Source organism: Rubritalea sp. (genome assembly GCF_039830215.1).
Classification (GTDB): Bacteria; Verrucomicrobiota; Verrucomicrobiia; order Verrucomicrobiales; family Akkermansiaceae; genus Rubritalea.
The window spans coordinates 1-20,740 of record NZ_JBDOPO010000008.1; the positions used below are offsets into that span (position 1 = coordinate 1).

A 20,740-nucleotide genomic window follows, 5' to 3' on the forward strand; every position below is an offset into this window, starting at 1 on the left:
TAGGGTGACCAGTTCTTTAAAGGTATTTTGCTAGTCTCTGACTAGATATTTCCGAATTCAGCACTGAAGAACCCATTTTTTCATTACGGGAGTTGTAAGAGCATCTATCTGGCTTCCAGAAATGGACTAAAAATTACGCGACTAAGGCTCCCCATAATGACAGCCAAACTCAATGACAGAGGAATTCAGTGCTGTGAAAACACCGCTGCCAAGTCGGATGCGTGAGCTTGGGATCCAGGCTTGAAGAGCAAATCCACTCAAGCGTAAAACTTCTAAGGTTGATAAAGTTACGTAATACTGTCCTAACAAGCTTGAGGGGCAGTAAGCATAACCTTTGGTGAGACTTAGGCCTCTTATATCAACTACATCAGACTCATGTAAGGCTGACTTAATGTAGCAGCTGTTATGGATCTTTTCTCACGCACGACTATCGGCCGTCAGAACAGCTCAGTAATGCCTGCAGAAATCGTGACTAGGAGCTTAGAGCAAGGAGTCTCAGATGGGGTGCTAGAGTCCACCTAGACAATTGTTCTCTCGGATCGGGGCGGCCATTACAACAGACAAGCGCTCAAGGATCAGCTGGCCGTACTCGGGATGGAGTAATCGATGTTGGCACAAGGCAAATGCTACTATAATGCCAGCTGTGAAAGCTTCTTTAGCTCGCTCAAGCGCGAGCTCATGCCTGATGGCAGCTCTTTTGAAAGCCGTAGGGACGCTTGTCTTGCATTGCTTTGGCACACCGAAGATTCCTACAATACTCGGCGTAAGCTTAGCTTTATCGCCGGTGTGGTTCCTAGAGCTCACTCCAACCTTGCAGATAACTAATAATCAAGACACTTCCAGTTCGAAATTCGTGGGGAAAATCAGTCTACTTCAATCAGGCTACACGCTCCGTGCAGACGTCTAATTTTATTCTTGGCATAAGTCTAGATTCATCCGAAAAATGCCCCATGCAACACCACGTATATTTTTGGATTAAAGATGAACATAAGAATACTGAAACACTAGCTTCGTTTGAGAAGGCGCTCGATGCCGTTTGTGTAGTACCTAACATCGCCTCTGGCGGGTGGGGAAAGTCCGCGGCAACTCCAGAGCGCCCAGTTACTGACAAAAGCTTCGACTACGCTATTTACCTAACATTTGATTCCATTGCCAAGCACGATGCTTATCAGGTGCACCCAGAACATGACGTCTTTGTTGATGGTTACAAACACCTCTGGGAAAGTGTTCGTATCATGGATGTAGAGTAGGATCGAGAGTTGTTGATTTTACCTATTGGCTCAGTTGATACTTCAACTGAGCCAATTTTTTTGCATTCTTAGTAATGCTTGTTAGCGTGTAGGTATGAGCATTAGTACTAGACGTGGCGACGAAGGGACAACCGACTTATTATTTAGTAAACGAGTGCCGAAGACACATCCTCGTGTCCGTTGCTGTGGAGCTGTTGATGAACTCAATGCCCAGCTGGGCGTTGTACGTGCCTCTGAAATTTCCGGTGAGATGTCGGATTGTATTGATGGCATCCAAAAGCGGCTTGTCGGTTTGATGGGGGTCGTAGCCACGCGCGAAGATGATCACCAGCAATATGTCGAAAAGGGTTATCAAGGAATCGAGCTGGATGATGTTCAATGGTTAGATGGAATCGTCGATGAGTTAGAATCCGAGAAAGGGCATCGTTTCCGTGGGTGGTCACGGCCGGGCAAGGCTGGTGCACTCTCAGGCGCTTATCTTGATGTGGCTCGCACCACCAGCCGACGCTCAGAGCTCACCAGCTGGGATATCGAAGACGAGGGGCTAGCTATAGCGCGACAGTTTCTTAATCGTCTATCCGACGTGCTCTGGTTACTTGCCCGAGCTCGCGAGTCTGAGTAGGAATTAGGAATTAGGAATTAGGAATTAGGAATTAGGAATTAGGAATTAGGAATGTGCGGGGTAAATTGTATCGTGTCGGCAATCAAAAATCTTAAATGTACAGTTGTGATAAAATTGGCACCAGTGGTAGGCGAAAAATTATTGAAAGATCGCGAGAAATTTGAAGTATCTAACTTGTGATTAAATTACCAAAAGATTGGATTATTGTTAGCCTTGTAGCGATTCTTGGAATTGGCTGCTTAGTGGCGTCACATAAAATGCAAGAGGAGTACGCACAGCACTCCACAACATCGACTCAGAAAGCTTCTCGCTGAAGCTCTGAGTTGAACTAAACGACCTAAAGAGGATGTCCGGCGATTGATTCAGCCGAACGGCCTCTTTTTTTATTCCTCAACGAAAGGGTCGTCTTCGATAATTTGATTTTGGTAAGCAGTATCGAGACCTGGCGCTTTACCCGTTTTTATTACTTGCTGAATTGAATCCGCTAGTGGGATATTTCCCTGAGGAAAGAATATCCAAGGGTGCTGATCATGGAGTACACGCCAAGTCCGGTGGTCATATTTTAGGCACCAAATACGTGAATTCCCTCGATAGGCATCAACTGAGATGGAAGGGCAGAAATCTCTGGACATCAGATCTACGTCTTCCCCTTTGAGATTGGCAGCCATCAACCAAGTGATGTGTATTTGTTCTCCAATCTTCGTTTTTTCCGTGGGCTTGAGAACTTCCTCAGTATTTATTGTTGCCGTGTAAAGTGCTATAGAAAAGGAAGCGTTTGGTAATGCCTTTTTTGCTTTAGCTAAAGATGTGGCGACAAATTTCCCGTCGTTATCGAAAAATGCACGTTGCTGAATATTTGTTATCTTCCCTGTGACTATGAGACTACTTTCATCTATGGCTGTTTGAATGAGCGCAGAATTTTTGAGTGCACCTCCAGCCAGCGTGAGCTGAGAGGTTAAACTAAGTATAAGAAAAACTAGAGTTTTCATTAGGGTGTGACGGTGACCATCGTTGGAGTCTGCTGGCCGAAATATTTCTTAGCAGCTGCGAGAATATCATCAGTGGTGACTGCTTTGATTTTTGCCGCGATGGTATGGTGGTGTGCTGGACCGAAACCGAGCGCTGTGTCTATTGCGCAGAGGCGTGCCATGCTGCTGTTCGACTGATTGGCGAGCGCCTGACTGGAGAGCCAGGAATTCTTCACTGAGTCCAAAGTTTTGGCATCAATTCCATTGTTAGAAATGTCATCGATGGTTTTGAGCAGTTCGGTGCGTGCTAGCTCTAACTGTTCTGGCGATGTGCCGAGGTAGAAACCAAACAGGCCAGTGTCGTGACCGTGGAACTGAGTGGCGCTACAGTAATAAGCGAGTCCCAATTCTTCGCGGATGCGAGTGAAAAGGGGGCCAGCCATATCGGAGCACCATGCGTGGAGTAGGTCGAGGGCTTGGAGGTCTTCTGAGTGGATAGAGGCTCCGGCAAAGCCAAGAGTGAGAATGGCTTGTTGCTTATCGAGGTTGAGGTTGATTTCCTCTGGATCGCCAAGTGTTTGAGCGGGGGGCGCGATAGGTTCACCGCGACGAATCTGTGAGAGGTGCTTCTCAGCCAACTCGATGGTATGCTCTATGTCGATGTCGCCGAAGATCGAGAGCTTTGTATTCAGAGCTGTGTAGTAACGTGAATGATGAGAACTGAGACTAAGTCGATCCAGATTGCCAATGGATTCTGCTGATCCCAGTGAGTTGACACCGTAGCCTTCACCCGCAAACAAAGTGGAGCGCATGGTGCGGAATGCCAGAGATACAGGGTCCTCGTTTTGTTCTAACAGCGCGTTGAGTTGAGTCTTTTTCTCGAACTCTATAATGTCGCTATTGAAGGATGGGTTCGCATAGCAATCACCAAGAAGTTCCAGAACTGTGCCGAGGTCTTGGCTGAGGCAACTAGCTGAAATTGCTGAAGTGTTGTTGCCTGCACTGGCAGCTAATCCAGCACCTAAGCCCTCTAGCTGATTGGCAATCTCAGCACCAGTACGTGAGGTCGTTCCTTTGGTGAGGAGTGCGCAGAGTAAGGTGGATATGCCTGCTGTGGTTGGAGTCTCACTTGTGAGTCCTGCTATGCATGCTCCTTGGATTGAAACCATTGGGAGACGAGGATTGGCGCTGAGCTGAAGCTCTAAGCCATTGCTTAGAGTGTGGCTGATAATCTCGTTTTGGCTCTTCTGTTTTTTCGTTGCCGCTTCTTTTGCCTTCGTCTCCTCTGGATCGAGTGAAGTGACGGTGAGTTTTGAATGGTCGAGCAAGTAGTGCTCACACACGCGACGGACATCGGCCACGGTTACAGCATCAACTGATTTGATGAAATCCTTGGTGAAGTTAAGGTTGTTTGCTTCGTGCCAATTGCTCGCAAGATCGGAAGCTCTGCCAGAGGCTGTGGTGAGTGTCTTGAACTGGGAAACCAGACACACCCGTTTTGCCTTCTCTAGTTCTTCGTCTAACTGAGATGCACAGAGAAGTTCAATTTCCTTGATGATAGCGGCTTCCAGCTCATCTCTTTGCTCGGTCTGGACTTCAGCACTGACGCTGAATAGGCCGACTGGTTGCTGGGTGATCCACGCCCATGACGCGATGTGTAGGCAGAGTCCTTGCTGCTCGCGGATGCTCTGGTAGAGTCGGGATGAACGGCCACCTCCAAGGATGGTGGAAAGAAGTTCGAGAGCTGCTGCGTCTGGGTGCGTGAGTCCCGGTACTTGCCAAGCCAAAGTGAGTTTGCTGGCTGCTACTGTGAAGTTCTTACGTTCGACCCGTTTGCCTAACTGCGGTGGCTCTACGTCAGGTGTTGCTTGCTGGGTGAAACTGCGGGGGATGCCTCCAACCAGAGAACTGAGTGTAGTAAGGATTTCATCTTGGTCAAAGTCGCCAGAGATAGAAATGAAACAGTTCTCGGTGGTGTAACGCGCCTTGTGGTAATCCACCATGTCGGAGTGGCTGATTTTGTTGAAGAGTTCGAGGTGGCCGATCACGGGCTGGCTGCGACCATCGTTAGCGAGGGCAGTGGAGAAGAGTTGGCGGGACGCTCGGCCATCTGGGTCATCGAGTCCCATATCGATTTCGCGTCGGATCACATCCTTTTCCTTTTCAAATTCATCTTCAGGGAGGAGCGGCTTGAACACCATTTCAGTCACCGCCTTGAGAAAGGTCTCAGCTGAATCCGCTGGTCCATCAATGTAATACACAGTGCGGTCAAAGCTAGTGTAGGCATTCCACTGACCACCGGCGGATTGTACCGTTTGTGAGAGTTCTTCGCCAGTGTAGGATTCTGTGCCTTTAAAAACCATGTGTTCGAGCAAGTGAGAGATGCCGGCTCCCATCCATTTTCCTTCATGTATACTGCCAGTTTGCACCCAAACCTGGGTAGAAATGACTGGTGCGGAGGAATCTGAATCGAGTATGATTTTGAGGCCATTATCGAGCGTGTGAATTGAGGCAGTGGTATCTGGAAACATAAATGAGCGGGTGAAATTATCCTGAGCCCATATACAATGATGTAGAGCGAGATGACGACTTTAAAAAAGAGCTTCTGGATGATTATTCACTCACAATGGGCTTCACGCATTTTTTGTGGTGCAGTGAGCTGTGGCAATTTTCACCAAATTGTAGAGATTTTCTGAGAGAGCTCATGAACTCTGCTCGTGGATGATGCTGACTTACTATGAAAATTGATACACTGAGATACGGACTTTCTTCTGTCGTGGGGCTGCGCTTGTCTTCACAGCGATTTTCACAATCGAACTTTTTCCATGAAGGAACATCGATCAGTAAGTACGTAAGCAACAAGTCTCAGTTGGAGGGAGAGAAGGTGGCTTTGGTTGAGCTCTCATAAACTCACGACTCTAGATGACGGGCGTGTGTTTTCATTCATGCCAACACGCGGAAACCTCGCTGGTGGGGCGCTGTTTTTCGAGGTGTTTAATTTAGAGAAAATGACTGAAAAAAACATCTTATTGGGCTATAACTAAGCTGTTAAGTGGTGTGAACTTAGTTACTTTAGATATGAATTATAGAGTGAAAATGTCACAAGAGTAATGGTGGGAGAAACCTATAAAATGGAGGTCATGTGAGCAGTGGCCACCATGTGATGCAACTCGATTTCACGTCCGCATGGCACAAAATTTAGACCATTCTGCTGAATGGTACAGTGGTAGACCGCTACTTGGTGAAGCGCAGGACGTAGTGAGCTTGTTGCTGGATATTATGTAAGTTCGTTAGGCTGAATCCTTGCGAGGTTTATTTTTTGTGTAGTTAGGGAGGCCGAGTGAGCTGATGGCTGCAACTAAACTGAGAGCTGCAGCAGCCCATAGACAGGCCGGAAGACCAGCTAATAGGTAAACTGAGCCAGAAAGTAATGTGCCTAGCAGGCGACCACAGGCATTGGCCATATAGTAAAAGCCGACATTGAGGGAAACATCATCAGTGTCAGTGTATGCTAGGATGAGGTATGAGTGCAGTGAGGAATTGATCGCAAAAACAAAGCCGAAGACACACAGCCCACCAAGTAATGTGACACTCAGATAAAAGTCACAACTGACGGATAGGGCGATGAGAATGCAAAGGACACTCAGTACAAAAATCCATAACTTAGCCGACTTTACAGCGAGCTCTATGGTCGCGCTTTGGCGCTTTGTTTTTCTGGAGCCTAGAAGCTTGGGAGCGAAGGCTTGAACGAAGCCATAGCCAATTACCCAGAAGGCCATAAATCCGCCAACTCTCCAAAAACTCCAACCTAGAACATCGTGAAGGAAGATAGGGAGTCCAACAACAAACCAGACATCTCTGGACGCGAATAAGAAAGCGCGGGCGAAGGACAGGCGGTTGATCGCGGCACTTTTTGAGAAGAGTTGGCTAAATTTTGTCTTTGTCTTGGATTTACCAAAACTTCCAGTCACGCACAATAAGCTGGTGGCAAAAACTAACACGAGCATTCCAGCTAGAGAAAAGAGCGCTCCATTGAACCCACTGCAATCTAATAGTAGAGTGCCTAAAAAGAAACCCACGCCTTTGAGGGCATTTTTCGAGCCGGTTAGTGCTGCCACCCATTTAAATAGTGTGCTTTCAGCATCTTCTGAGACCACCAGTTTGACGGCACTTTTCGAGCTCATTTTGGTGAGATCCTTAGCCACTCCAGCTAGTGCTTGGACTGTCATAACAAAGGCCACAGTTAGGCCGATAGCCCAAGAGTCACTGACCAATGTCAAAGCGCTTAGCGCCACAATCTGTAGAGTAAGCCCAATGAAGAGTGTGGGTCTGAGTCCAAAACGAGACCCAACCCAGCCACCAACCAAGTTTGTCGCAATTCCTGCGCATTCGTAAAGCAGGAAGAGAAAGGCGAGCTGGACTGGTGAGTAGCCCAATTCATGAAAGTGTAACAACACGATCATGCGCAAAGCTCCATCAGTAAGCATAAATGCCCAGTATGCCAGAGTGACTACGGCATAGGTAGATTTACTGATAGAGTTACTTGGCGACATGATGAGAGTGGTCTTAGGAAATAGATTGGGCCACCTTCAGCACGAGATCCATCAAGCGGTTTGCGTAGCCAACTTCGTTGTCATACCAAACGAAGAGCTTGAGCATGGAGCCGTCGATCACCATGGTGGATGGAGCATCGATAATTCCTGAGCGAGAGTCGTTAGTGTAGTCGGCGGAGACCAATGGCTTGTCTTCGTAACCTAGAATTCCCTTAAGTTCGCCTTCAGCAGCTTCTTTGAGGAGGTTGTTCACTTCTTCAGTCGTTACCTCACGCTTTAGCTCAAACACGCAATCGGTGAGTGAGGCATTGAGCAGGGGAACACGTACAGCATGACCGTTGAGTTTACCTTTGAGTTCAGGGTAAATCATGGTGATGGCAGTTGCAGAGCCAGTGGTGGTTGGGATAAGCGAATTCACCGAAGATCTAGCACGGCGGAGATCACTGTGCGGAGCATCGACAATGACCTGAGTATTGGTGAGGTTGTGCAGAGTGGTGATAGTGCCCCGCTCGATTCCAATTTTTTCATGCACAACCTTGATGGCTGGTGCGATGCAGTTAGTGGTGCAGGAGGCAGCAGTGACAATGCGATGAACCTGCGGGTCGTAGAGATCATCATTGCACCCCATCACAATGTTGAGTGCCTCATCGTCTTTTACTGGAGCGGCGACCACAACTTTTTTGACTCCTTGTGTAAAGTAGGCTTCTAGCTGAGCAACAGTTTTGAATACTCCAGTAGCTTCGATCACGATATCGCAGTCCGACCAATCAGTCTCTTCAATGCTTTTATTGTGCGTGACTGCAATTTTTTGTCCTTCTACTGAGATCGAATCGGCGTCATGGCTGATGTTTCGATCCCAGCGTCCATGAACGGTGTCGAACTCGAGTAAATGCGCGGAAGTTTCAGCAGTCCCGCCGAGTTCGTTGATCTGTACAATAGTGAGTTCTTTGTGGTCGAAGCCTGCCCGAAAGCCGAGTCTCCCCATGCGGCCGAAGCCGTTGATTCCAATTTTCATAGATAGTTTATTTTTATATGTTTAGCAATAATCACTCGAGGTCTTGCACAGTTCTGGTCGCCCTTGGCAGCAATCCTCCGTGAGAAAGTGGATCAAATCTCGCATGCCATCGATTGCTAGGCTGTAGATTATACTTCTGCCCTTGCGTTCGGATTGTATCAGTTCCGCAGAGGCTAGCTCTCTAAGGTGGAATGAGAGCGTGTTGGCTTGAATACCCGTGTGCTCAGCAATCTCACCCGCACTCAATCCTTGATCACCACAGCGGACCAATAGACGAAAAATGCTGAGCCGCGACTCTTGTGAGAGTGCGCTCAAACGGATCACAGCGTTTTTGATGTTCACATTTCGATGGGTATCGAAGTGTTGTGGCTTGGTCAAGTAGGATGTGGGTGACAAAGTTGACACCTTGAGCCGTAACGGTGGTGCCAGTTCTTTCCTATTAAACTCTAGTTCTGGGACTTCATACCATATCAAATACGAAAGCACTCTATAAATCTATGCTGGTTCAGGCGAACATCCATAGGTTATTTACAGATGAAGTCTATTGGGGTAAGTCTGCGAAAGTTGCTGCTGAATAATTCTCCTCTTTTGGGTGCGACGCTTCAGCAGACAAAGCTGTTTTCAAGAATGCTGATATCCGCTTCTGGAGCCGAAATGTTGATGGATTTGACCTGGTTTCTAGAGTTGGATTTTTGCGTTTTTTGAATGTCTTAGTCGATAACTCCAAATCTAAATCAGAATTTACCGACACCCTCGAAGAGTGGGTCGCAGTTTTTTATGCGCATCTGAAGGTCGAACACTCGGAAGATGCTTTTAAAGCAAAAGACGTCGTAAATTCAATGACCTATCGTTGGGAACAAGAAACCTATTACGTCTATCTTACAGGTTCAGCTAAGGCCATAACTACAATATTTCTGTTGAGTACAAAGCTAAAGTGGTCGTAGAAACACCGTCGCACATAGCTGCTGTGAAAGACCGTTATGACGGTATTTACGAACGCGATGTCCATACGCAAGACTAGGAAAATCATGCAAAGGTCGCATCGTTGGCTTTGACCAAGGAAAAGAGACAATTTCAGCACAAACTAAGAAACCCACACTCACTGTGCCTTTAGATAAGCTCAGCGAGCGTGACTTAGTATAGAAAGAAATCAAAGATCTAGTGATTTCTGAAAGAGCTTGGGTCTTGCGATTAAAGAAAAGAAGGCTAAAGCTGAGCGGTGCGGTTGATAGCGTGGTTGGTCTTGTTGTTAAGGTTTATATGAAAGGGGCGCTTCTACTCTAAAAGTACAGCCGTAGAGATCTCGATAAAGATATCCAATCTCATACAAAATAATTTAAATAAAAATACCCGAATGGCTTCAGTGCTGTTCGGGTATTTTATTGTCTTACATTATTAGGAATAGACTCAGCTGATCTTGCGCCACAGCCGAGTAGAGAGTAATACGGATGCGACTCCTAGCCCAAGTGCGAGCCCCCACCACATTCCTTTTGCTTCTAAACCAGCAGTGTGGGCTAAGTAATAGCCGGATGGTATGCCAATTGCCCAATAAGAGATAATTGCCATTTTAGCAGGTATCTGAGTATCGTGTAAGCCGCGTAGCAGGCCAGTAGACGCCACTTGTAGTCCATCCACAATTTGAAACACTCCTGAGACAATGAGCAAGGAGGCAGTAAGTGCTATGATCTCAGGGATCTCGATGAAAAGTGAGGCCACTAGCTTGCCTGCGAAAATGAAAATTGCGGCAGTTGTGCAAGAGCTCAATAGGGTGAGAAACCAACCTGTTTTCACGATGTCTCTCTGGCGTTTGTGGTCACCGTGAACCTCGCCAATCCTTACAGTGAGGGCCATGGAGAGGCCCAAGGGAATCATAAATGCCATGCCTGAAGACTGTAGTGCTATTTGGTGTGATGCGATAGCTTCGGCTCCGAATGCCCCAATGATCAAACCTGCAGCAGCAAATGTACTGACCTCAGCGAGGGTTTGTAGCCCGGCTGGTAAGCCGAGTTTGTTGAGTAAACGAATTTCACTCCAGTCCGGTTTTTTGAACCAATGCGTGGGCGTCCACGGGTGGAGGGACTTGTCGAAACGAAACCAGAGAATCATGGCAATGACGATGACCCATCTCGCTACAAGTGTGGCGACTGCTGCTCCTTCCAGTCCCATTTCTGGGAATCCCCATTGTCCAAAAATGAGTGCGGCATTGAGAAGTATATTGAGAGCCACTCCTCCCATAAAGATCCAAAAGGCTGGCCATGGACGGTCAAGCGCATCCGCATGGTTCTTTAAAAGCAGTGACATGGCACAGGGAATGAGAGAGGCCATAACGATGAGATAATACCCTTCAGATCGAGTTGCCACATCGTCTGGCTGGCCCATCGAATGAAGAAATGGGAACGCTGCGAGGGCTAGTAGGAAGAAGGCTGTGCCTATGATCGCCGCTAGGTAAAATCCATTGCGACAAACACTCCGAGCTTCACTTTGGTTCTTCTGGCCACGAGCCGTGGATGTGCGGATAGAAATGCAGGTCAGAATCCCAATGGCAAAGACGAAAGGGATAATAAACAGGCTGTTAGCGAAGGACAGAGCAGCGAGATCGAGAACCCCCACTTTACCCACCATGATGGTATCAAAAACCCCCAATAACATCTGACCTAGCTGGCCGATGACTAGGGGAATAGCTAAGGCTATGATGCTTTTTATTTCACGGACCGTCATAGAAGATAGACGCAGCATAGCACCTATCTCCAGATAGCAAACTAATAGCCAAGAGAATTTTCTAACGACTCAAGAAAATGAGAGTGATCACGGAGGTGAGAGGAGTAGATTGCGCTACCATCTTGAGGGAGAGTAGTCCCAGCTGAAGGAGCACAAAAGGTATCGACGAGGGTGTTATAGCTAGCCCCTTCAGAACGTGCCGCTAGAATTGCTGCCCCAAGTCCGACGGAGCTTGAGACCTCAAGACGCTTTACAGGAGCTTGGAAAATGTCTGCTACAGTTTGGGCAATAGCTTGGTTTTTTGAGGCTCCACCAGTGAGTAAGATCTCGTTGATTTCGAGCTGCATCCATTCTGATTGTAGCTTCATATTGCTGAACTGGCCTTCGAGTAGAGCTCTAAGAGTTGTAGCTACTGGTTCATCCTGTGGATCCCATTCGTTTGTCTTGAACCCAGCTTGCTGCAGGCGTGGTGTGATCTCAGAAGTGAAGAGTGGGACCGCGAGTTTTCCTTGGTTTCCCAGTGGCTTACTAGTCAGAGCTAGCTCTTCAAATTGCTCCCAACTTAGATTAAATTGTTGTTTGAGCGATTCTCTCGCAAGTGATCCGTTAGCAAAACAAATCAAGCTCATGTAGCCCTTTATAGGATTGCCAAAGACGTGGCCGAATCCATTGGGGTCGGTTTTTGATTCTGGCATTGCTGCGAAGAGAGTATCACTAGTACCTAAACTAATGACTACTTTCCCAGCTGTAGCAGCACCCATACCTACTAAGCTAGCAGGATTGTCACCAGTCCAGCTTAGGGCATCACAGTTTGGGCAAAAACCATACTTATTGACGAAGTAACCAGAAATTTTTGAAATGTAGCTGCCGGAGTTCTTGAGCTCAGGGAGCTTGTTAGATAGTTCCGGTGCGGTGGCTTCCAGCATTTCGCTGTTCCACTCATTGGTCCGAATGTCCATCAAGTTCATACCTGCTCCATCACCAAAATCGATTGGGGCGCTAGATCCAGCAATGATTGAAGCGAGAAACGAACTATTGAGATGGATCGTGGTTGTTTGCGAATAAGCTTCGGGTGATTGTTTGTAGAATTTGCGTATCTGTGGTCCAGTGAAGCGTTGAGTCGCCACTGAACCCGTGAGTTCACTCACTTTTTTGTTAGGGTAAACAGAGTTAGATATTTCGACACATTCTTCAGCGGTCGAGTTGTCCATCCAAATCGGCGACTGTGCGCGTGAGAGCGTGGAGGCAAATTGTTCGCTCAACGAACGTGTGGCGTCGAGTTTCCTAAGCACACTTTCAAACCGGGAGTTTAAGTAGACACTGGCATGTTGCTGGCCAGCTCCACAAATAGCCCGAACTTTAGCGAGGTCTAGACCTTTGTCACAAAGTCGTTGTAAAACTAGGTCTAGCGCATCTAACCACATCAAGGGGGAAGCTGTGACAACTCCCTTTCCTGGGCTAATGAAGCCATTGGCTGATCCATATTCTGGAAATTCAGCGCCAAAGTTGACGCTCTCCTCCGCTATGATTTCACCTTGAGCTGTATCTATCAGTATGGCTGACAGACTCTGAGTTGATGCATCTAGACCTAGGTACATTATGTTGTTTAAACGATGTAGTCGTTAAGAAGGTTCTCAAGCATCTCCTGTCGGCCACTGGCGACCACTGGTGCAGAAATGCTATGGGCGAAGGCATCGAGGCTATCGAGGCTTGTTTTACCTGCCTCGATATCTGCTCCAATTCCGCTGTCGAATGACGCGTAGCGCTGAGAAATGAGTTCGTCAAAGCGGCCATCGGCCACGATTTTAGAAGCAATCTTAAGGCCTCGAGCAAAGGTGTCCATTCCGCCAACGTGGGCGTGGAAGAGGTCTTCTAGTTCGTGGGACTCGCGGCGACGTTTCGCGTCAAAGTTGAGTCCACCGGTGGTGAAACCTCCCATTTTTAAGATGCGAACCATCACGTGAGTGGCCATGTAGATATCTGTTGGAAATTGGTCAGTGTCCCAGCCTATGAGTTCGTCTCCTTGGTTTGCATCGATTGATCCTAGGGCGTTAGCACCGAGAGCCACATCCATTTCGTGCTGCATGCTATGACCTGCTAGAGTGGCGTGGTTAGTCTCCAGATTAAGTTTAAAGTGATCGAGCAGATTGTACTCGCGGAGGAAGTTGAGACAGGCTGCTGAGTCGGAATCGTATTGGTGCGTCGATGGTTCCATCGGCTTTGGCTCGATGTAGAACTGGCCTTTGAATCCAATTTTCTTAGCATGATCGACAGCCATGTGGAAGAAGGCTGCTAGGTGGTCAAGTTCGCGCTTCATGTCTGTGTTGAGAAGGGTGGCGTACCCTTCACGGCCTCCCCAGAATGTGTAGCCTTCGCCGCCTAATCTGTGAGTTTGTTCAAGTGCGTGTTTCACGTTGGAGGCTGCATAGGCATAGACATTTGCGTCTGGGCTAGTGGCTGCCCCTTGTGAGTAACGTGGGTGGCTGAATAGACAGGATGTTCCCCATAGTAGCTTCTTACCAGTGGCTTTTTGCTGAACCTCGAGGGCGTCGCACACTGCTGCAAGGTTGGCGTGTGTTTCAGCCAAGGTTTTGCCTTCTGGTGCGATGTCGCGGTCGTGCCAGCAATAGTAATCAATACCAATTTTATCGAGAAATTCAAAGAAGACTGGGACGCGCTTCAGAGCGTTGTCCAAACTTTCTGATCCATCATCCCAAGGCATGAGCGCAGTTCCAGCTCCGAAAGGGTCGGATAGGTCGTTGCGCATCACATGCCAGTATGGGGCGGCAAAGCGCAGGTGCTCACGCATGGTTTTACCCATGATGATTTCTTCTGGATTGTAATGGCGGAATGCGAAGGGGTTGGTGGTGCCTTTGCCTTCGAATTGGATTTTTGGTATGTGGCTGAAATAATCTGACATGATTCGTATTTGGTTGATTCCCTTATAGGGGAGATGTGCCCATTTGTCTCCGTTGTTTGCGTAGTCTTTCGGATGATTTGCGTAATTTTCTTTTATCGAGTGTGTACATAGCATAAATCTCAGATGTGAAAGACCTCTACCGTATCGGCCTACTGATGGAAAAAAGCATTGGTTTCAATCGCAATGTGATTGAAGGCATTTATGCGCACAGCCAGCGTCGAAAAAATTGGATTTTCTACGATGCAGCACCAACCTTGGAAGGGATCGAAGCTCTTGCCCAATGGCAGGTAGACGGAGTGATTGGGCACTTTTTTGATGAAGAATTACTGGGCAGAGTTCTCGAGCTAGATATTCCTCAGGTGAACACTACTGATTCCTTGTTAGGTTTGACTGGAGCGCTTTCGGATGTGAATCACCAAGCAGTGGGCCGCATGGCTGGAGAGTATTTTCTTGGCTTGGGTTTCAAGAATTTTGGCTATGTAGGAAATGGAGTGCTGCAGTATTCGAAGCAACGGTTGAGTGGATATAAGGAAGCTTTAGGTTCTGAGAATGTGGTGGATTGTTGCTTAGTCGCTTATCTTCCTCAGATTGCCAGCGCGGCTGATTCGCATCAGGTACGTGAGACGATGAAGCAGTGGGTGAGACAGATAAAAAAGCCTGCTGCAGTTTTTTGTTCTAATGATATTCCTGCTAGAGATTTGGCTGATGTTTGCCTTGAGTTAGATGTGAGTGTTCCTAATGAAGTCGCTATTCTTGGAGTTGATAATGACTTCGTGGAATGTCGACTCTCGAGACCCCCGCTCTCAAGTATTGAAATTCCTGCAGCGAAAGTAGGTTATGCGGCTGCTGAGATGTTGGCAGACATGTTGGGGGAACGTAAACTCAGACATGAAGGCCATTTCTCGCCAGATCCAATCCGTGTTGTCGAGCGTGGTTCGACCTCTATGAATGCTGTGATAGATCCACATGTTCGAGTGGTGTTAGAATATGTAGATGCGCACTTAACGACTGTGAGCGACGTGGCTGAACTGGTGGGTCAAGTCCCACTAAGTAGGCGTAATCTGGAACTGCGGGTCCAATCGAGCATTGGAATGAGTTTGTGGAGTATGGTGCTCTATAAACGCGTTGACCGAGCTAGAGCATTACTCGGCGAGAAAGATGCCTCAGTGGGAGAAGTGTCGGAGCGCTGTGGATTCGCCAGCGTGAGACGCTTTTCCGAAGCATTTAAGAAATGGACTGGAGTAAGCCCAAGAGACTTTAAAAATAACGCGCGAGGAGTGCTTTAACTAGAGTCCCAATGAAGCCAAACTACGTGTGGGGTACTTGCTCCATGATGCGGACTGGTGATCCTTGAGGGGCGTAGGCCAACTTAGATGTTGAGAGTAGAGCTTTATCTAATCCTTCAGTGTCAGTGAAAACTTTATCGAGTGTGGACCAGACAATATTGATAGTTTGGCGGTGGATTGCATTGTCCTTGATTAGAATGATTTCATCTTTGCCGTAGATCGCTGAACGTGGGATGGCGACGACATTATTAAGCGTGTTCGCTTGGATAGTCGCGGTGACAGGCTGATTCATCCGCAGTGGGTGACCACCAGATTTACTCGCACGCCCAAATGGGTCTTCTACCCGAGCTATGACGAAGAGTTCACGGGAATTCGGATCTAACTCACCTTCGATACGGACAATTTTTGCCGGCCATTTGCGGTCGTCATAAGCATGCAGGGCATCTTCAAGTACCACAGGAATGTGCTCAAACTCGATTTCATCAATGTCAATTTTCCCTAGCTGACGCGTCGAGAGTGGAAGTCTCACTTCGGCGTAGGATGTAGCGTAGAGTTCTCCTAGCTTAGTACCTGATCCAACTGATTGTCCTAGCCCGATGTTGCGTGAGCGGACTCGCCCGTCGTAGGGTGCCCTAATTTTTGTGCGTGCTAGATTTCTCTGGGCTTTTTCTAAGGCGGCTTGTTGGGCTGCAAGGTTGGCTTCAGCCTCTTTGAGTTGCGGTTTTCTGAGTACTAGTGCGTTGGGTTCTTCATCGAAACCAATATCTCGCCAATTTCTGAGAGCTTGGGCTGCGCGCGCATTTTCCTGGGCTAGCGCCGCCTCAGCACGGGCTAAGGCTGCGGTGGCAGAGGATATCTGCGATTGGAAATCACTTTGGTCTAACTCAACAAGCACTTCACCTTTTTCTACAAAAGATCCATTTTCGAAATTGGCAGCAATTTTAGAGACGACTCCATTGACCTGTGGGTTGAGGGGGGTGATGGCGGGTGGTTTGACTATCCCGTGGGAAGTGAGCTCGATCTGGAAATTCTCGGACGCGAGCTCGATGACGTGAGTTTGCTGAGCATTCGCGAGGGCTTTAGCTTTGCGCTCGGCCTTAGTTCGCTTCACTGGTGCTTTATCCTCACTTTCGTCCTTTGACGTAGAAAAGTAGTTCCAGCCCCACACGCCAATAGCGAGGATGAGGATTGCTGGAATTATTCTGATGCTCTTCATTTTTGTCATTACTGTAGATGTATTCAACGGGAGCGGAAGTGCATATATTTCAGAGGATGCCAGAAAATCTTCACAAGCCTAGTCAAGGGGATGAGAGAAGAACGTGGGGACTTATTCCACAAAAGCTATAATTATGTAAGCTTATTGCTCCTTTTGCCTGCTTTTAGCATTGCGGGGGTGTTGGACTTCGGATTAGCTCTTTAGTGTGCGACTCGACCGCTAGTATTTATATGACGACATCTGATATTCAATTTCCAGAGGCTAATGAGCTGACAAAGCACTTGTTCTCGGCTCTTAAGAGACACCCCAAGCGTATCGTTTTCACTGAAGGTGAAGATGAACGTGTGATCCGTGCATCAGCCCAGTTAGTGAAAATGAAAATCATCGTCCCTATCCTGTTAGGTGATAAGAATAGAATACGTGCTTTGGCTGTCCAGTTGGGGGTCTCGTTGAAAAGTGTCAATGTCATGGATCCTAACCTGGCGAGTGATCTCAATTTATTTTGTAAGCGCTTAGAGCGAGTTGAACGTTACCGTGGTAGAGTGGTAGCCGATGCACGAGGAATGATGGCACGTCCGCATAACTTTGCAGCGATGATGCTACAGTACGGGCAAGCGGATGGGATGGTATCGGGTAATAAGGCCAACCCGGCTTCGATTTACCGTTCTCTAATACATTTTATTAAAAAAGATCCTAATGCTCCAAAGCTTTTTAGTGTGGTGGCAATGGTAGCCCCTCATCTCAAGAGCTTCGGAAGTGAAGGCATGCTCTTCCTCACCGACTGCGGTGTGAACCCAGTGCCCACCGTCGAGGATTTAGCGGGGTTTGCGGTTGAGACCGGCAAGCTGGCCGAACACTTTATGGGCCAAACTCCTCGAGTCGCAATGTTGAGCCATTCCACGCATGGTTCCATGCCGACTGATTCTTCAAAACGTGTCGCAGCAGCTGCTATTTTAGCGCGCGATAAAGCAAGCAAGCAAAGATTGAATATGACCATTGATGGTGAAATTCAGGCTGATGTGGCTCTCGACCTCTTAGCTGCTGAAGTTAAGGTGAAAGACAAACGCGGAGAGAAAAGTGCCGATGTTTTGGTGTTTCCAAATCTAGACTCAGCTCACATCTCCTTTAAGTTGTTAGAACACGTCGCGGGAGCACAAGTCTACGGTCATTTGCTCTGCGGCCTAACTAGACCGGCTGCTCAGGTTCCTAAAACTGTGAGTGTCGAAAGCCTCATTGGTACGGCTGCACTCGTCGGTGTTGAGGCTATAAAATTCCGTGAGATTTACCCTGAAGGCGAACTAGCGTAGTAATGATTATTCGCATTCTAAGAGTGCTGTTAGCATTGGTGTTCCTTGTTTCAGGTGGAATGAAAGTGTTTGACGCTCAGTCATTCGTGGAGAATGTTGCAAACTTCCAAATCTCACCCTTTGATTCAGCTCCCTATGATATGTGGCTGGCATACTTTCTGCCGCCGTTAGAGGTGTTGGTCGGAATCTGCTTACTCACCACCTTTTGGATGCGCGGAGCCTTGGTTCTCAGCTTGGGTATGATTTTGGCCTTTTTAGTTGGAATTTGTTCGGTCTGGTCGAGAGGCCTCAATATCGACTGCGGTTGCACGGGGGGTAGCGTGTCACTTGGTGGTTATTCGACACATATGACAGTTCTTTCTGTGATGTTATGCGTTGCAGTTTATCTAACAATCGATGTGCTTTTTCCGACTAAACCAGCGGAGGATGAAGTCTGAGGAGCTGGAGTTAGGTTATTATTGGTTTTCCATGCAATACTCTTGATCGTCGGCGTTGAGAAACTAGTCTGCTGCCACTACCCCTAAAGTATTTATGGAGATTGAGATTTGGAAGGCGATTGTTGTCGGAATAGTACAAGGTCTGGCAGAGTTTTTGCCAGTCTCATCAAGTGGGCACATTGTGTTGACCCAGTATTTGTTAGGAATTCGGGTTGAGGGAGCATTGCATCAACCGGATCTATCATTTGAAATCATTCTCCACCTCGGAACCTTGGTCAGCGTTTTGTTGTTTTTTAGAAAGAGTTTATGGAAGTTGGTGCAGTCACTCTACACCAAGGATATGGCTGAGGAGAGAATGAAGACTTTCTTACTTGGACTAGCGATAGTGCCAGCTGTGATAGCAGCACTTCTCTTCAAAGACCTTTTTGATGCTGCACCAGGAAATCCTGTATTGGTATCAGGTTTGCTCATTGTCACTGGCATGGTGTTATTTGTCCCCCGATTCGTCAAAGGTGGACAGGGGTTGGTGGGTTTTAAAGGAGCTTTGGCGATGGGAGTTGGCCAAGCGTTTGCTATTTTACCTGGAATATCCCGCTCAGGTTCCACCATTGCTGCAGGTCTCGTGAGTGGTGTGAAAGCGGAAAAAGCCGCAGAGTTCTCTTTTCTCATGTCGATCCCGGCAATTGCAGGAGGATTCGTTCTGACGATGAAGGAGCAAATGGAAGAGACCGGTTCGCTTTCCTCAGCATTCAAAGCATGCTCTAACGCTCCGTATATTGCTGGAGCTATAGCGGCAGGAGTTGTTGGCTTATTAGCTATTTACCTGGTAATGGGCGCTGTAAAGAAAGGCAAACTCGAGTACTTTTCCTATTATTGCTTTGCGGCAGGGATTAGTGGTATGCTCTATTTTTCACTCACATAATTTATGCTCACTCGCTACTTAGTCATTATTTGCTCTGTCATGTATATCATGATTTCGTCCTTGATGGGCGGCGTTACTGTGGAACTTGCTGACGGCTTTGATTTTCCAGTCGGTAAACCCAATGCTGATGGCTATTACAAGGCGCGGGGATTACGTTTACGTAGCCCAGTGCATTTTGGTGAAGACTGGAATGGCAAGGGGGGAGGAGACTCCGACCTACATGACCCTATTTATGCTTGTGGTAATGGAGTAGTGACCTTTGCCTACGATATTCGTTCAGGGTGGGGACGTGTGATTATCATCCGCCACGCATACCGTGATCCGAAATCCAGTCAAATTAAGTTCGTGGATTCACTCTATGGGCACAACCGTAAAATGCTCGTCAAGGTGGGAGATCAAGTGAAACGTGGCCAGCAGATTGCCACTATGGGAAATAACCGGGGAATGTATATGGCTCACTTGCATTTTGAAATTCGGCATAACCTTAAGATTGGCATGCACAGAAATAGTGTGGACCGAAATTTAACTAATTGGGCCGATCCAACAGCATTTATTAAGAAGTACAGAAAACTCAAGGCGGAATCTAAAAAGCAATCGGTTCCGACGAAAACCTACCCCGAATATAAAGGGTTTAAGGGACTCTAAATAGAATGGCAAAGAAAGCAAAATCTAAGAGCTTGGTGTCAGTTGTTGTTTTCATCGCTTTTCTTACGTGGCTCTATCTAAATGATAGTGGGCCTGATGACACGAAAGTAGCGGGCGGCAAGACCGACGTGTCTGAGCTTAAAGTCACGGGTACATACGAAATGCTAGATGGTTGTACATTCTCTGAGAATAGGCGCAACGATGCCGATAGTTTTTTTGTGAATCACCCAGAAGGGAAAACCGAGTTCCGCCTCTATTACGTCGATGCTCCTGAAAGCAGATACCGTGAGTACGCTAATGGTGACACCAACGGGAAGAGGATCAGTGCGCAGGGGAAATACTTTGGTGGGCTTGACCGTGAGGCAACTACGGAGCTCGGCAGCAAAGGGAAACGTTTTGTGGCCGACTTGCTAGCCAGTAAACCATTCAAAGTGGTCACTAGGTGGGAAAATGTTTACAGCCCAGAGAGGAAATATGCATTCGTGATAGTTGAGAGCGATGGCAAACAAGTCTTTCTGCACGAGCTTTTGACCGAAAAAGGATACGCACGAATTCACACCAAGCCCGCAACCATGCCCAATGGTGGGGGGATTAAGCAGCAACTTAAAAAACTCAAAGCTTTGGAGACAACGGCAAAAAATGCTAAGCTAGGGGGGTGGCAATAAGTATATCGGGTTGACCTTGGCGCAAATGCAGCTTTAGTTCTCCGCATGCTCGCTAAGCGAATTATACCTTGTTTGGATGTGACCAATGGTCGCGTGGTCAAAGGAACCAATTTTGTTGACCTTCGTGATGCTGGAGATCCAGTAGAATGCGCGATAGCATACAATGAACAAGAAGCCGACGAACTCGTATTCCTCGATATCACAGCCTCCGTAGAT

Annotated in this window: 19 protein-coding genes; 10 read left to right on the forward strand and 9 right to left on the reverse strand. The window is 47.5% G+C overall.

Annotated elements, in window-relative coordinates; all coding sequences use genetic code 11:
- Positions 1 to 950: 950 nt before the first annotated feature.
- Together ABGY95_RS00155 and ABGY95_RS00160 are read left to right on the forward strand one after the other, a co-directional pair.
- Positions 951 to 1,250: a Dabb family protein gene (locus ABGY95_RS00155; protein WP_347439654.1), complete on the forward strand. Its 300-nt coding sequence runs from the start codon at positions 951 to 953 to the stop codon at positions 1,248 to 1,250.
- A 94-nt stretch (positions 1,251 to 1,344) separates the two neighbouring features.
- Positions 1,345 to 1,872, forward strand: coding sequence for an ATP:cob(I)alamin adenosyltransferase (locus ABGY95_RS00160; RefSeq protein ID WP_347439655.1), 528 nt, complete (start codon positions 1,345 to 1,347; stop codon positions 1,870 to 1,872).
- 383 nt (positions 1,873 to 2,255) lie between these two features.
- On the opposite strand, the gene ABGY95_RS00165 is transcribed toward ABGY95_RS00160, so the two are convergent.
- Positions 2,256 to 2,861 carry a hypothetical protein gene (locus ABGY95_RS00165; RefSeq protein WP_347439656.1) on the reverse strand — a complete coding sequence of 202 codons (606 nt, stop codon included), beginning with the start codon at positions 2,859 to 2,861 and terminating at the stop codon, positions 2,256 to 2,258.
- Entirely contained in the window at positions 2,861 to 5,371 is a 2,511-nt protein-coding gene (locus ABGY95_RS00170; RefSeq protein WP_347439657.1) for a pitrilysin family protein, read from the reverse strand. The genes ABGY95_RS00165 and ABGY95_RS00170 overlap by 1 nt, the downstream gene beginning before the upstream one ends.
- Positions 5,372 to 5,577: 206 nt before the next feature.
- Here ABGY95_RS00170 and ABGY95_RS00175 point away from each other — a divergent pair, with 206 nt between their 5' ends.
- Positions 5,578 to 5,748 (forward strand): hypothetical protein, encoded by a 171-nt coding sequence (locus ABGY95_RS00175; RefSeq protein ID WP_347439658.1) that lies wholly within the window; start codon positions 5,578 to 5,580, stop codon positions 5,746 to 5,748.
- A 382-nt stretch (positions 5,749 to 6,130) separates the two neighbouring features.
- On the opposite strand, the gene arsJ is transcribed toward ABGY95_RS00175, so the two are convergent.
- The 6 genes from arsJ to xylA all read right to left on the reverse strand — a co-directional run bounded on the left by arsJ (position 6,131) and on the right by xylA (position 14,046).
- Entirely contained in the window at positions 6,131 to 7,393 is a 1,263-nt protein-coding gene (gene arsJ / locus ABGY95_RS00180; RefSeq protein WP_347439659.1) for an organoarsenical effux MFS transporter ArsJ, read from the reverse strand.
- 13 nt (positions 7,394 to 7,406) lie between these two features.
- Positions 7,407 to 8,408: an ArsJ-associated glyceraldehyde-3-phosphate dehydrogenase gene (locus ABGY95_RS00185; RefSeq protein WP_347439660.1), complete on the reverse strand. Its 1,002-nt coding sequence runs from the start codon at positions 8,406 to 8,408 to the stop codon at positions 7,407 to 7,409.
- Between the two features lie 21 nt (positions 8,409 to 8,429).
- Positions 8,430 to 8,750, reverse strand: a complete 321-nt coding sequence (locus ABGY95_RS00190) for a metalloregulator ArsR/SmtB family transcription factor (RefSeq protein ID WP_347439661.1) — start codon at positions 8,748 to 8,750, stop codon at positions 8,430 to 8,432.
- 1,065 nt (positions 8,751 to 9,815) lie between these two features.
- A complete protein-coding gene (locus ABGY95_RS00195; protein WP_347439662.1) occupies positions 9,816 to 11,144 on the reverse strand; it encodes an MATE family efflux transporter in 1,329 nt (442 codons plus the stop codon).
- A 23-nt stretch (positions 11,145 to 11,167) separates the two neighbouring features.
- Positions 11,168 to 12,724, reverse strand: coding sequence for an FGGY family carbohydrate kinase (locus ABGY95_RS00200; protein WP_347439663.1), 1,557 nt, complete (start codon positions 12,722 to 12,724; stop codon positions 11,168 to 11,170).
- A gap of 8 nt (positions 12,725 to 12,732) precedes the next feature.
- Positions 12,733 to 14,046: a xylose isomerase gene (gene xylA, locus ABGY95_RS00205; RefSeq protein ID WP_347439664.1), complete on the reverse strand. Its 1,314-nt coding sequence runs from the start codon at positions 14,044 to 14,046 to the stop codon at positions 12,733 to 12,735.
- Positions 14,047 to 14,171: 125 nt separating this feature from the next.
- On the opposite strand from xylA, the gene ABGY95_RS00210 reads away from it, so the two are divergent.
- Positions 14,172 to 15,332, forward strand: coding sequence for a XylR family transcriptional regulator (locus tag ABGY95_RS00210; protein ID WP_347439665.1), 1,161 nt, complete (start codon positions 14,172 to 14,174; stop codon positions 15,330 to 15,332).
- 22 nt (positions 15,333 to 15,354) lie between these two features.
- On the opposite strand, the gene ABGY95_RS00215 is transcribed toward ABGY95_RS00210, so the two are convergent.
- Positions 15,355 to 16,557 (reverse strand): efflux RND transporter periplasmic adaptor subunit, encoded by a 1,203-nt coding sequence (locus ABGY95_RS00215; RefSeq protein WP_347439666.1) that lies wholly within the window; start codon positions 16,555 to 16,557, stop codon positions 15,355 to 15,357.
- 221 nt (positions 16,558 to 16,778) lie between these two features.
- Between ABGY95_RS00215 and ABGY95_RS00220 the strand changes: the two genes are divergently transcribed.
- The 6 genes from ABGY95_RS00220 to ABGY95_RS00245 all read left to right on the forward strand — a co-directional run.
- On the forward strand, positions 16,779 to 17,855 hold the full coding sequence (locus ABGY95_RS00220; RefSeq protein WP_347439667.1) for a phosphate acyltransferase: 1,077 nt from the start codon (positions 16,779 to 16,781) through the stop codon (positions 17,853 to 17,855).
- A 2-nt stretch (positions 17,856 to 17,857) separates the two neighbouring features.
- Positions 17,858 to 18,292, forward strand: a complete 435-nt coding sequence (locus ABGY95_RS00225) for a MauE/DoxX family redox-associated membrane protein (protein ID WP_347439668.1) — start codon at positions 17,858 to 17,860, stop codon at positions 18,290 to 18,292.
- Between the two features lie 94 nt (positions 18,293 to 18,386).
- A complete protein-coding gene (locus tag ABGY95_RS00230) occupies positions 18,387 to 19,214 on the forward strand; it encodes an undecaprenyl-diphosphate phosphatase (protein WP_347439669.1) in 828 nt (275 codons plus the stop codon).
- A gap of 3 nt (positions 19,215 to 19,217) precedes the next feature.
- Entirely contained in the window at positions 19,218 to 19,859 is a 642-nt protein-coding gene (locus ABGY95_RS00235; RefSeq protein ID WP_347439670.1) for a M23 family metallopeptidase, read from the forward strand.
- Positions 19,860 to 19,864: 5 nt separating this feature from the next.
- A complete protein-coding gene (locus tag ABGY95_RS00240) occupies positions 19,865 to 20,524 on the forward strand; it encodes a thermonuclease family protein (protein WP_347439671.1) in 660 nt (219 codons plus the stop codon).
- A 45-nt stretch (positions 20,525 to 20,569) separates the two neighbouring features.
- Positions 20,570 to 20,740 (forward strand): HisA/HisF-related TIM barrel protein (locus ABGY95_RS00245; RefSeq protein ID WP_347439672.1); only part of this gene is annotated, 171 nt, incomplete at its 3' end.